Source organism: Streptomyces sp. NPDC058964 (genome assembly GCF_042741275.1).
GTDB lineage: Bacteria > Actinomycetota > Actinomycetes > Streptomycetales > Streptomycetaceae > Streptomyces.
On the sequence record NZ_JBHYKH010000041.1, the window covers coordinates 7314 to 18724 of the forward strand.

General features: G+C 72.9%; 14 protein-coding genes. 6 read left to right on the forward strand and 8 right to left on the reverse strand.

Going from position 1 to position 11411, the window contains the following annotated elements; translation table 11 throughout:
* The coding region (locus tag ACFW2E_RS08055; protein ID WP_384463126.1) for a CU044_5270 family protein at positions 1-898 on the forward strand (898 nt) is incomplete at its 5' end.
* Between the two features lie 249 nt (positions 899-1147).
* Entirely contained in the window at positions 1148-2227 is a 1080-nt protein-coding gene (locus tag ACFW2E_RS08060; RefSeq protein WP_384463129.1) for a chitinase, read from the forward strand.
* A 35-nt stretch (positions 2228-2262) separates the two neighbouring features.
* Here the strand turns inward: ACFW2E_RS08060 and ACFW2E_RS08065 are convergent, their stop codons facing one another.
* Positions 2263-3042: a hypothetical protein gene (locus ACFW2E_RS08065; RefSeq protein WP_384463132.1), complete on the reverse strand. Its 780-nt coding sequence runs from the start codon at positions 3040-3042 to the stop codon at positions 2263-2265.
* Positions 3043-3169: 127 nt separating this feature from the next.
* On the opposite strand from ACFW2E_RS08065, the gene ACFW2E_RS08070 reads away from it, so the two are divergent.
* A complete protein-coding gene (locus ACFW2E_RS08070; RefSeq protein ID WP_384463135.1) occupies positions 3170-3502 on the forward strand; it encodes an ANTAR domain-containing protein in 333 nt (110 codons plus the stop codon).
* Positions 3503-3517: 15 nt separating this feature from the next.
* Here the strand turns inward: ACFW2E_RS08070 and ACFW2E_RS08075 are convergent, their stop codons facing one another.
* Complete coding sequence (locus ACFW2E_RS08075) at positions 3518-4309, reverse strand: RNA polymerase sigma factor SigF (RefSeq protein ID WP_384463139.1); 792 nt, start codon at positions 4307-4309, stop codon at positions 3518-3520.
* A 265-nt stretch (positions 4310-4574) separates the two neighbouring features.
* On the opposite strand from ACFW2E_RS08075, the gene ACFW2E_RS08080 reads away from it, so the two are divergent.
* Complete coding sequence (locus tag ACFW2E_RS08080) at positions 4575-5039, forward strand: MarR family winged helix-turn-helix transcriptional regulator (RefSeq protein WP_384463142.1); 465 nt, start codon at positions 4575-4577, stop codon at positions 5037-5039.
* Positions 5040-5309: 270 nt separating this feature from the next.
* Entirely contained in the window at positions 5310-5843 is a 534-nt protein-coding gene (locus tag ACFW2E_RS08085) for a hypothetical protein (RefSeq protein ID WP_384463145.1), read from the forward strand.
* A gap of 37 nt (positions 5844-5880) precedes the next feature.
* Here ACFW2E_RS08085 and hemC read toward each other — a convergent pair whose 3' ends face one another.
* The 6 genes from hemC to ACFW2E_RS08115 form a co-directional block, all read right to left on the reverse strand.
* A complete protein-coding gene (gene hemC, locus ACFW2E_RS08090; protein WP_384463148.1) occupies positions 5881-6816 on the reverse strand; it encodes a hydroxymethylbilane synthase in 936 nt (311 codons plus the stop codon).
* 79 nt (positions 6817-6895) lie between these two features.
* Positions 6896-7744, reverse strand: a complete 849-nt coding sequence (locus tag ACFW2E_RS08095) for a hypothetical protein (RefSeq protein WP_384463151.1) — start codon at positions 7742-7744, stop codon at positions 6896-6898.
* The gene (locus ACFW2E_RS08100) at positions 7741-8208 is read right to left on the reverse strand and encodes a GNAT family N-acetyltransferase (RefSeq protein ID WP_384463156.1); all 468 of its coding nucleotides are present in this window, start codon (positions 8206-8208) and stop codon (positions 7741-7743) included. The genes ACFW2E_RS08095 and ACFW2E_RS08100 overlap by 4 nt, the downstream gene beginning before the upstream one ends.
* Positions 8205-8723, reverse strand: a complete 519-nt coding sequence (locus ACFW2E_RS08105; RefSeq protein ID WP_384463159.1) for a hypothetical protein — start codon at positions 8721-8723, stop codon at positions 8205-8207. Before ACFW2E_RS08105 ends, ACFW2E_RS08100 begins: the two co-directional genes overlap by 4 nt.
* Before the next feature lie 93 nt (positions 8724-8816).
* Entirely contained in the window at positions 8817-9593 is a 777-nt protein-coding gene (locus tag ACFW2E_RS08110) for an NPP1 family protein (RefSeq protein WP_384463162.1), read from the reverse strand.
* 139 nt (positions 9594-9732) lie between these two features.
* Positions 9733-10713, reverse strand: coding sequence for an ATP-dependent DNA ligase (locus ACFW2E_RS08115; protein WP_384463164.1), 981 nt, complete (start codon positions 10711-10713; stop codon positions 9733-9735).
* 288 nt (positions 10714-11001) lie between these two features.
* Here ACFW2E_RS08115 and ACFW2E_RS08120 point away from each other — a divergent pair, with 288 nt between their 5' ends.
* Positions 11002-11190 carry a hypothetical protein gene (locus ACFW2E_RS08120; RefSeq protein WP_384463167.1) on the forward strand — a complete coding sequence of 63 codons (189 nt, stop codon included), beginning with the start codon at positions 11002-11004 and terminating at the stop codon, positions 11188-11190.
* The last annotated feature ends 221 nt before the right edge of the window (positions 11191-11411 follow it).

Consider the following 11411-nt stretch of genomic DNA (forward strand, 5'->3'; position numbering starts at 1 on the left):
GCGCCGGGCGAGCGGGCGCCCGCGCGGGGGGGGGCGGGCGCGCGGGGGGGCGCCGCCGCCCGTTTGGGCGGGGGGGGGGGGGGGGGCGGCGGGGGGCGCCCCCCACGGCCCGGCCCTGACCACCGAGGTCGGCGCCGCGACCACCAAGGGCGTGCCCCAGCTGCTCGACCGGATCTCCCTGGCGGCGGCCGACGGTTCCCACCCCACCGTCGAACCCGGCCAGTACATCTACATCGAGTCCCAGACGGCCGAGAGCTACCGGAAGGTGGTGGGTGACAAGGCCACCCTGGCCAGTCACAAGCTGCACCGCCGCCAGATGTGGGAGTCCCCGGACGGCACCAAGGGCTGGCTCATCGACCCCGCGGTCAACGACAGTTCCGAGGGCGAGACCCTGAGCCTCCCCGACGAGCTGGGCAACACCCCGGAGGCGACGCTGAACGCCCCGTCGTACGACTACCTGGCCAAGCTCACCACCGACCCCGGCGCGCTGCTGGCCAAGATCTACAAGGAGACCGAGGGCAAGGGCAACTCCCCCGACCAGGAGGCGTTCACCACCATCGGGGACCTGCTCGGCCAGAGCTACCCGCCCGTGGAGCTGTACTCGGCACTGTTCAAGGCCGCCGCGAAGATCCCCGGCGTCGTCGTGGTGCAGGACGCGGTGGACGCGGTGGGCCGGCACGGGGTGGCGGTCGCCCGGCTCGACGAGACCAGCGGCCGGCGCGAGGAATGGATCTTCGACAAGAAGACCCATGTCTTCCTGGGCGAACGCACCGTCCAGGTGCGGAAGGCCGCCGGAGCGGACCCCCTGATCAAGCCCGGCACGGTCACCTTCACCAGCGCCGTCATGCGCCGGGCCGTCGTCGACGGCATCAAGCAGACCCCGGCGCAGGGCGGCTGACCCGCCCGCACCACGTCCTTGCGCCGTACCCGTCCCGCCCCGTGCCCCGGCGGGGCGGGTACGCGGGTTTCCCCGCCCGGGTCGGTCAACCGTAAAGAACCTTGACAACTGATTGGTCTAGTCCAAATATGGTCGCCGTTCGCCCCCGGTCAAGTGGGAGGGCCCCGGCGCGCGTTGGGCTGCCGGACACCCCCTCACACGTGCCCTTCCGCAGTCCTCGCCCGCTCTTCCTTCACCCTGGGAGCGTCAATGAGACGACCTGGCTCTCTTCGCGCGTTGCTGTCCTGCACGATCGTGACCGCCCTGTCGGCGGGGCTGTCCGCCCTCGGGGGAGCCGGCGCGTTCGCCGCGCAGCCGGCACACCCGCGTCCCGCGAAGCCCATGCCCCCGCATGTGGCGGCGCCGTACTTCGAGACCTGGACCGGTGAGAGTCCCGCCGCGCTCGCCGCCCAGTCGGGCAGCAAATACCTCACGATGGCCTTTCTCCAGACGGCCGGGGCGGGCTCCTGCACCGCGTACTGGAACGGCCGGACCACGCAGCCGGTCTCCCGGGCGGCCTTCGGCGCGGACATAGCCGCGATCCAGGCGCGCGGCGGCAACGTCGTCCCGTCCTTCGGCGGCTACAGCGCCGACACCACCGGCACCGAGCTGGCCGACAGCTGCACCAGTGCCGACGCCATCGCCGAGGTGTACGAAGACCTCGTCACCACCTACGGCGTCACCCGGATCGACCTCGACATCGAGGCCGACTCCATCAACAACGCCGCCGGAGTCGACCGCCGCAACAAGGCCGTCGCCAAGGCGGAGCGCTGGGCCCTGCGCACCGGTCACAGACTGCAGTTCTCCTACACCCTGCCGACGACGACCACCGGCCTCGCGCCGAGCGGTGTGGCACTGCTGCGGAACGCCGTCGACAACGGTGCCCGCGTGGACGTCGTCAACATCATGACGTTCGACTACTGGGACGGCGCCACCCACGACATGGCGGCCGACACCGAGACCGCCGCCGCCGGTCTGCACGGCCAACTGGCCGCCCTCCACCCGGGGAAGGACCCGGCGAGGCTGTGGCACACGATCGGCGTCACCGAGATGCCCGGCATCGACGACTACGGGCCCGAGGAGACCTTCACCGCCGAGGACGCGGCCGAGGTGGAGAAATGGGCCGTGGCCAAGGGGATCGACACGCTCTCCTTCTGGGCACTCCAGCGTGACAACGGCGGCTGCGTGGGTACGGCCGGAGCCAACTCCTGCTCCGGCATCGCCCAGGACACCTGGTACTTCAGCCACGCCTTCGAGCCGTTCACCCGCGGGACCGGCACCCGCGGCTGACGGCGTGGGGCGGGGCGGTGATCCGCGGGCGCGGGCTACCCGTGCTTTCCGCCGCCGCCCGTCCCGCCGTTCCCGGCGGCGCCGTCCGTGCCGCCCGTGCTGTTGCCGGAGGTTCCGTTGCCGGAGGTTCCGTTGCCGCCCGTGCCGTTGCCGGACGTGTCGTTGCCCGGCGTGCTGTTGCCGGAGGTGCCGCTGCCGGGTGAACCGGTCTTCCCCGACGTGCCGGTGCCGCCGTTCGTGGCGCCCGCGCCGGGTCTGCCCGTGCCGGCCTGCTTGCCCGGCTCGGCCGCCGCCCGCGCCAGCAGCTCGGAGCAGTACGCGGCGACCTCGTCCTTCCCGCCGGCGGCCGCGACGAGCCGCTGCCAGGCCGTCGCGTCGAGCGCCTTGCCGCGATCCTTCGTCTGCGCGTAGGCGCGGCAGTGGGCCTCGGTGTGCCGGCCGCGGGCCCCGCCGCCGCGCGCGCCCCGGGGGCCGGGGGGCGGCGCCCAGGGCGCCCCGCCCCCCCGGCCCCGGGCGGGGCCCTCGTCCGCGTTCGGGACGGCGAAGTACGGCGTCCAGGCCACCGCCATCTGCCACATGGCGGCGACGGCGGCGATCCCGGCGACCGGAACACCGCCCGCCAGCGCGATCCGGAAGTGATCACCGAGCTTGGCGTTGCGCCACCGCCAGCCCAGTACGGCCCCGTAGAAATCCTCCGTGGCCTTCAGGTCACGGCTGGTGAGACTCACCCAGCAGGGGGCGCCGAAGACGGAGTGCGTGGAAACGACCTCCTTCTTCCTCTTCGCGCCGTCGGGAAGGGTCGTGTCATGGTTCATGGCAGTCGCGTCCTGGTGTCGGAGACCGGTGGGCCACCGGTCTCCCACCAGTGTCCAACCGGGATCGGCTCGTGCGCCTGCCGAGTACCCCGATGGCACACCACCGGGTGAGTGACACCATGGAGGAATGGGAGAGAGCGACGAGACCGGCGGGGGCGAGGCGGAACTCGTCTTCGGGTTGCAGGCGGAGGTCCACCAGCTGAAGGAGGCGGTCGTCTCCCACGCCGTCGTGGACCAGGCCATCGGAATGGTGGTCGCACTGGCCCGGGTGACACCCGACGAGGGGTGGGAGGTGCTGAAGGAGGTCTCCCAGCACACCAACATCAAGCTGCGCAACGTCGCGGAACTGATCGTCATCTGGGGGCGTACCGGGGACATGCCCCCGGAGATCCGCGCCGAGCTGGAGGACGCACTCGACCGGTACGGGCCCGCACAGATCCCGGAGGCACCGCCGGAGTGAGGCCGGACCCGTGACTCAGCTCGCCTCGGCGAGAAGTTCCTCGCGCAGTCGTTCGAAGCAGCTGCTCAGGAGCCGGGAGACGTGCATCTGGGAGATGCCGAGATGCTCGGCGATCCGGCTCTGCGTCATCCCCCGGAAGAACCGCAGGTAGAGGATGAGCCGCTCGCGCTCGGGCAGCGCCTGCAGACAGGGCTTGACCGCGGCACGGTCGACGACGAGGTCGTAGCCGGGCTCGGGCCCGCCGAGCGCGTCGCCCAGCGCGTACCCGTCGGTGCCCGGCATCGCCGCGTCCAGCGACAGCGCCGTGAAGCACTCGAGGGCCTCGAGACCGGTGAGTACCTCGTCCTCGGTCAGCTGTGCGCGTTCGGCGATCTCGGCGACCGTGGGTTCCCGGCCCGGGAGCGTCTGTGCCAGCTCCTTGGCCGTGCTCCGCACCCGGTTGCGCAGGTCCTGCACCCGGCGCGGCACGTGCAGGGTCCACATGTGGTCACGGAAGTGCCGCTTGATCTCACCGGTGACGGTCGGTACGGCGTACGCCTCGAAGGCGCGGCCGCGTGCCGGGTCGTAGTGATCGACGGCCTTGACGAGACCCAGGGCCGCCACCTGGTAGAGGTCCTCGAGGGATTCCCCGCGGCCGCGGAACCGGACGGCGATCCGTTCGGACATGGGCAGCCACAGGCGGACCAGTTCGTCCCGGAGCGCCCGGCGCTCGGGGCCGTCAGGCAGGGCGGCGAGTCGTTCGAACGCCTCGGCCGTGTCGGGGGCGTCGTCGTGCGGATGGGGCTTCGTTCTGGTGGCGGTACCCATGGTGGGTGCGCACCTCCCTCAAGCAGGTGCTGGATGGGACAGACACCATGGGAGGGGCGCGCTCTGGGACCTGCGGGGGACACCCGGGGCGTCCGGCGGACCGGCTCCCACGGACGTGCCTCCTGTCCGAAGCACTCTGATGTGAGTTCCCCCGGTCGACCCCATCAAAACAATTCACCCGAAATCGTGACATAGTGCCGCCGTCCGGCACCTGTCTGAACCGTCCTCGGAGAGTTACCTCTGCAACAGAGGTAATCTCGGGAGTGTGGAACCGGGCGAACCGGAGCGCTTCCCGGAGGAGCTGGCCGACACCCTGGTCGGCATCCAGCGGCTGATCCGCCGCCGGCTGCGCGGCGGGCCGACCGCCACCCGGCCGCGCGACGCCGAGGTGGAACTGCTGCGCCTGGTCGAGGCGCGGCCCGGCATCCGCGTCTCGGACGCCGCCAAGGAGCTGTACCTGGCCGGCAACTCGGTGTCGACCCTGGTCAACCGGCTCGCCGAGGACGGCTGCCTGGTCCGGCAGACCGATCCGGCGGACCGGCGCGCCGTCCGTCTGCGGCTCACCGGGGCGGCCCGCGACAGGCTGGGGGACTGGCGGTGGCGCCCGGCGGCCCTCGTCGCTCGGCACGTGGACCGGCTCGACCGGGCGGACCGGGACGCGCTGCGCGCCGCGCTCCCGGCGCTGCGCAGGCTGGCCGTCACCCTGCACGAGGAGGCCGAGGAAGCATGACGCCGATTCCGGCGTCCTGTTCGTGGCCGCCGCCCTCGGCATCACCGCCGCCTCGTCACCGCCGGGCCGCCCGCCCGCTGATCTTGTTCCGGGCGTGATGTGCGGCACGCACCCGGAGCCGTCCCGGAGCCCGGTGACGGGATTCTTCCTGCGCAGCGCTTGATCACCGATCAAAGCGGGCGAATCCGCTGGCCACAGCGCATTCCGCTCATTTGACAGTGCGCCGAGCGCACAGATAGACAGCAGCTCCTGGAGGTCGAGAGGGGCACTGTGTACGAGCCGAACGTGGTCGGGGACTGGCACGAGTACGAGGAGCATGCCGGTCTGCGCGTCCGCGTCCACCGCCTGGAAGTGGCAGAGCCGCCGCGCGGGCGCGACGACGCGGCCGTCGGGCTGACGTATTTCAGTGTCCGGGTCACCGTCGAGAACCGCGGCGCGCGCCACTGCGGCGTGCAGCTGGAGGACGGCCAGATCGACGTGCGGGTCGGCCCCGACGGGGAGGGCGCCTTCATCGACTGGCGCAACTCCCAGTTCATCGAGGGCTTCGACGTCTACCCGCTGCGCCGGGCCACCGCGGTCGTGTACGCGGCCGGCCCGGAGGCCTCCCTGAACCAGGTCGACGTACAGGTCCATCTGCGGGTCGACGAGGAGTGGACCGACCGCCGGCTGTGGGCGGGCGGCATCGGACTGCTCGAGGAGCCCGTCGCGGCCGCTCCCGCGGGTGCCGGGCCTGGCGGCCTGGCGAACCAGGTGAGCGCCTTCCTGAAGGACCTGGAGGACCAGACGGAGCCGGGCACCGCCTGACGGCCGCCCCACGGCGTGACGGCCGCGGTGGCGGGCCTCAGTGCGGAATGCCGTCGATGATCTCGCGAGCGCCCTGCCGCAGCAGGGACACCGCCACCGAGGTGCCGAGCGTGGCCGGGTCGAGCGGGCCCGCCCACTCGTGGGCGTTCAGCCGGGTCTTGCCGTCCGGCGTGAACACACAGGCCCGCAGGGACAGTTCACCACCGCGGTCCACACGCGCGTAACCGGCGATCGGGCTGTTGCAGTGCCCCTGCAGAACGTGCAGGAACATGCGCTCCGCCGTGGCCTCCCGGTAGGTGTCCGGGTCGCCCAGCCCGCTGACCGCGTCGATCAGCGCGGTGTCGCCCTCACGGCACTGCAGGGCGAGGATGCCCGCGCCGATCGGCGGCATGATCGTCTCCGGCGACAGAACCTCGCTGATCACGTCGCGCCGGTCGATCCGCTCCAGGCCGGCGACCGCCAGCAGCAGCGCGTCCGCCTCACCGGCCGCGAGCTTTTCCAGCCGGCGGTTGGCGTTGCCGCGGAAGGGCACGCACCGCAGACGCGGGTGGGTGGCGGCGAGTTGGGCGACGCGGCGCACCGAGGAGGTGCCGATCCGGGTGCCGGGCGGGAGCTCGTCGAGGGTGAGCCCGCCGGGGTGGACGAGCGCGTCACGGATGTCGTCCCGCTTCAGGAACGCGGCGAACACCGTGCCCGCGGGCAACGGCCGGTCGGCCGGAACGTCCTTGACACAGTGCACCGCGAGGTCGGCCTCCCCCGCCAGCAGGGCTGCGTCCACCTCCTTGGTGAACGCCCCCTTGCCCTCGACCTGGGACAGGTCGCCCAGCCACTTGTCGCCGGTGGTCCGCACCGGCACGACCGCGGTCCGCACGTGCGGATGAAGGGTGGCCAACTCGGCGCGGACACGCTCCACTTGGGCCAGCGCCATGGGGGAGTCGCGGGAGACGATGCGGATCAGTTCCGGGGCGGACATGGGGACACGATAGACCTTCGCCGGGGACACCCACGCACATCGCCCGCATTCCTCCGGCGCGCCCCGAGCAGCGGTACAGTCAGGTCTCCGCGTGCCAGTCGAACGGGAACAGGTCCGTCTCCCAGCCGGGAGCCCCGGCGAGTTCGGCGGCCCGGACCGGCGTGCGCACCAGGCAGCGGTGCCGCAGCAGGTCCCGGCGCTCGGCAGCGGTCAGCAGCGCCTCGGGCGTGCCGTCCTCCACGTCGTCGACGTGCGCGGTGCCCTCGGCGTTGGCACGGTCGCCCGCCCCGGTACGCAGGTCGACCCGGAAATCCGTGCGCCACTGGGAGTTGTGGCCCCAGCCCCGCGACAGGTCGACCGTGGGGCGGTGCCGGCGCCGGTGGGTCCAGTACAGCGGCGAGCGGTCGGCCACCCCGCGTTCGGCGTGGCGGACGCCCGCGCGCACCCGCACACCGGCGCGGCCGAAGAGCACGGACCCCAGCCACAGACCGGGCCACACGAGACCGGTGATCACCACGGGCTCGTCCGGGTCCGCCGCCTGCTCCACCTCCACGATCTCGTGGAGGAACGGATCGAACACCGCGGTCTCCTCGAACGGCACCGCGCCCAGGCCGGTGAAGAGATCCAGGTACTGATCCGTCGTCACGCCCGGTCCGTCCCAGTGGTCGTGTCCGGGCGGCTGGAAAGACAGCAGCAGCACGTCACTGACCCGGCTCAGCGCGTACAGCTCCCACAGCAGGTGGCGCGGGCGCACGTCCGGCCCGTCGGAGGCGGGCCTCGCCGGCACCGCGGCGGCCATGGTGAGCAGGTCGCGGTAGCCGTCCCCGGCGCGCGCCGACCACGGCCCGACGACCGTGGCGTACGCGTCGGGCCCCTCGTGGCCGAGCAGCCCCTCGAACAACTGTCTGGCGCCGGCCTCGGGGTTCATCCGGTCACCCCCAGGCTGTACCGGAGCTTCTGCAGGGAGCGGGCGCCCAGCCGGTCGTAGAAGCGGACCGCGCCCTCGTTCCAGGCCGGGGTCTGCCACTGGACCTCGTCGAGGCCCAGGGCGCGGGCCTCGGCGGTCACGGCGTCGACGAGCAGCGCGCCGAGGCCGAGGCCCCGGTGACCGGGGGCCAGGAACAGGCAGTCCATGAGGAGGTAATCGCGGCCCTCCCAGGTGGACAGCTCGGGCGCGCAGGTGGCGTAGCCGACCACCGCGCCCCCGGGGTCCTCGGCCACCAGACAGCGCAGACGCGGGGAGGGGGTGTCGAAGAGGAGGGCGGCGAGCCGCGCTGCGAGGTCGGGTACCGGCGGCGCGGCGCGCTCGTACTCCGCGTGCTGGACGGCCAGTTCGGCGACGCGCGGCAGATCGGCGCGCTCGGCGTGGCGCACCGTGGGAGCGCCGGTCAACGGACCGCTCCCGCGACGGTGTCCGCGCTCCACGCGGCGAGGCGGTCCGGGAGAGCGCCGGTGCCGCCGAGAACGTGCCGGGAGAACGCGTCCCGCTCGTGCGCGAGGACGGCCGCCTCCCACACACAGGGCGCGAGCCCCGCCCGCCCCGGCCGGAGCTCGCCGGGCCGTCCCGCAGGGCCGGTGAACACGGCCAGGTCCGACATGTGTCCCTCGATCCAGGTGTGCACCAGGACGTAGTCCCCGTCGCCGCCCGCGTGCACGAGCAGCACCGCGAGCCCTAGCGAGCCCCGCAGCCGCCCGACTGCGAGATGGGCCTCGGCGAGCTCCAGGGCCGCCCCGGTGGAGGCATCGGTGACCGTGCGTCCGGGCGCCGCCAGCGCGTACACCTTCACCAGGTGACCGGCCGCCCCCCGGGTGCCGACGGCACGCACTTCGCGGTCGTGATGGTCCTTGGCGAGGCCCAGCAGCGCGTCGGCGTCCACCGCCCGGGGCAGTTCTGAGTGAAGATCCATCCGGCCATCATGAGGCGCGTACCGGCAGGCGTCCACGCCCGGTCGGACTCCGGTCACCGGGTCCGTGGGCGGGGCCCGCCTGCCGGATCCGGCTCAGGCGTTGGGATCGAAGGCGATGCCGGACGGCTCGGCCGAGGAGAGGTGCGAGGCGAAGCTGTCGTCCTTCAGGCCGAAGTGGGCGCTGCCGAAGTCGTACGCGCTCAACTTGTCGCGCAGTCCCGGCGGGTAGCCGTTCCAGCCGACCAGCGGCGGGTACTGCCAGGTGTGCTTGTGGTTCTCCGGCGGCTCGTCGTTCGAGTTGGCGAGCCGGAAGCAGTGCGTGCTGATGCCGTCCTTGTGGTAGACGATCTTCGGGTGCGTGCCCTCGAAGCGGACGTCGGACACCGGGTGCACGGTGAACGAGCCGTGATTGGACGTGGAGACGTACTTGATCTGGCCGTTCTGCACCCACACCACGACGTGCTCCCAGTCGTGCCGGTGGCCGCCGATGCCGACTCCGGGCAGCGCCTGGTCCTTCTCGAAGTACAGGCCGTACAGGTAGGCGCACCAGCCGTTGTTGCACTTGTAGCGCGAGTAGCTGTTCGTGTTGTCCAGGTCGGAGGCGTCGTGGCACGAGCCGTTGAGGGCGCCGGTCGGCTTGAGGCCGCCGTTGATCGTGCCGTCGGGGCCGATGGCGGGACTGGAGTAGCAGCCGTCCGTGTCGTAGTCGAAGGCGGGCTGGTACGTCAGCTCCGAGGGCTCGGCGCTGGCGGGGAGCGCCTGGGGCGGGGCGGCGTACGCGGCGGTGGCGGTGGCGACGACGAGCGCGGCGGCTCCCGCGAGACCTGTGAGCCATCTTCTGCGGTGTGCCTTGAACTTCGGTGACGTCACTGCGTCCTCCTCTTTGGGCGCAGCCCAACGGCTGTGGGGGCAAAGGGAGTTCAGCTTCCCCGGTTTTCAACTCCGGGCCAAGGGGTCACACGCGTACCGGTGGTGAAGAAGGGCCCGACTCCTGGGTCATGACGGAGTGTCAGGCCGGTTCGCCGGGGATGTCCGCCGCCGACTCCTCGGGCGTGAGGTCACGGCGCAGCCGGAGCCAGGACGGCTGGCGCAGCAGTCCGGCCCGGGTGCGGGTGCTGTAGGCCACCTCGCCGACCAGCCGGGGCAGCACCCAGTGGGCGCTGGAGGCCGACGGGACCGGATCGAATGGGCACACGCCGGTCTCGGCGGCCCGCAGCAGCGCGGCCAGTTCGGTGCGCTCGGCCTCGCTCCAGCCGGTGCCCACCCCGCCGACGTACCGCAGCCGCCCGGCGTCGTCCCGCTGGCCGACCAGCACGGCACCGGGCAGCCCGGTGAGCCGGCCCCTGCCGGGCAGCCAGCCACCGACGATCACGTCCTCGCTGCGCATGTTCCGGATCTTGATCCAGTAGCGGGAACGCACCCCCGGCTCGTACGGCGAGTCCAGCCGCTTGCAGACCACTCCCTCCAGGCCGTGCTCGCGGGTCGCCCGCAGGGCCTCGGCGCCGTGACCGACGACGGCCGACGGGGTCGACCAGTGGGAACCGGCCAGGCCCAGCTCCTCCAGCCGGGTGCGCCGCCGCGAGTAGGGGAGGGCGAGCAGGGATCCCGCCAGGTGCATCACGTCGAACAGCACCAGGTGCACGGGAACCTGCGCCGCCCGGCGGGCGGCGCGTTCTGGCGCGTGGGCCAGGCCCATGCGTCCCTGCAGCAACTGGAAGTCGGCGCGCCCCTGTTCGTCGAGGGCGAGGATCTCACCGTCCAGGATCGCGCGAGTGGCGCCCAGGGTGCCGCCCAGCGGGCGCAGCTCGGGGTAGGCGGCGGTGATGTCCTCGCCGGAGCGGGCACGCAGCAGCACGCTGCCGTCGCCGGGCAGATAGACCACGGCGCGCTGGCCGTCCTGCTTGGTCTCGTAGGCCCAACGGGCGTCCTGCGCGGTGGGCGGCAGCTTTCCGGGTGTGGCGAGCATCGGCGGGATCAGCGGCAGGGTCACGGCTGAACATGTCGACCGGGCCCGGCCGTGTCACGCCCGTTTCGGGGGCGGTTCCCCTGAACGGCCGGTCCGGGTGGCGCCGGGCGTTCCCGTGTTCCTGTTCCCCCGGGAGCCCGGTGCGGGGCTACGCGTCGAAGGCACGACGACGTTCTCGGTGGCCCCGGGGCCCGCGCGACCCGAAGGCCCGGTCCGCCCCGGTGAACGGGGCGCGTTGGCCGGGGACCTTCTCGCAGCGCTCGCGCTCGCGCTCCGGCCGGCCGGCTCGCCCAGGCGCACGGTCACGTCCTTTTGGGCGGAGTCGGTCACGGCGTCGGCCCCCCCACCGTCTGTGCCTTCTCCAGCCGCCCGGGGGCGACGTCGACGACCACGACGCGCTCGACCCCGCCGGCACACTCCCTGCTCGGCGTCCACATGCCACTCGGCGTGGCCTTCCTGGTCGGCTTCCTCGCCGGCGTGTTCCTCAACAGCGCGCGGTGATCCACGCGAAGGTGTCCATCCGCTCCACCCCGGACAACCGCGCCACCGCCGTCGGCCGGACCTCCGGCACGGTCCGCTTCGGCGCCGTCTTCGGCCCGGTGGCCCCCGCCCCGTTGGGCCCCCCGGGCCCCGCGGGGGCCGCGGGACCCCCCACGCCCCCAGCCCGGTGCCCCCCCAGGGGTTGGTAGGCCGCGGCGCCCCGCGCCCCCGCCCCGCGCCGC

Coding starts and splice junctions, on each gene's coding strand:
- ACFW2E_RS08060 (WP_384463129.1), top strand. CDS start 1,148: ATGAGACGACCTGGCTCTCTTCGCGCGTTGCTGTCCTGCACGATCGTG.
- ACFW2E_RS08065 (WP_384463132.1), bottom strand. CDS start 3,042: ATGAACCATGACACGACCCTTCCCGACGGCGCGAAGAGGAAGAAGGAG.
- ACFW2E_RS08070 (WP_384463135.1), top strand. CDS start 3,170: ATGGGAGAGAGCGACGAGACCGGCGGGGGCGAGGCGGAACTCGTCTTC.
- ACFW2E_RS08075 (WP_384463139.1), bottom strand. CDS start 4,309: ATGGGTACCGCCACCAGAACGAAGCCCCATCCGCACGACGACGCCCCC.
- hemC (WP_384463148.1), bottom strand. CDS start 6,816: ATGTCCGCCCCGGAACTGATCCGCATCGTCTCCCGCGACTCCCCCATG.
- ACFW2E_RS08095 (WP_384463151.1), bottom strand. CDS start 7,744: ATGAACCCCGAGGCCGGCGCCAGACAGTTGTTCGAGGGGCTGCTCGGC.
- ACFW2E_RS08105 (WP_384463159.1), bottom strand. CDS start 8,723: ATGGATCTTCACTCAGAACTGCCCCGGGCGGTGGACGCCGACGCGCTG.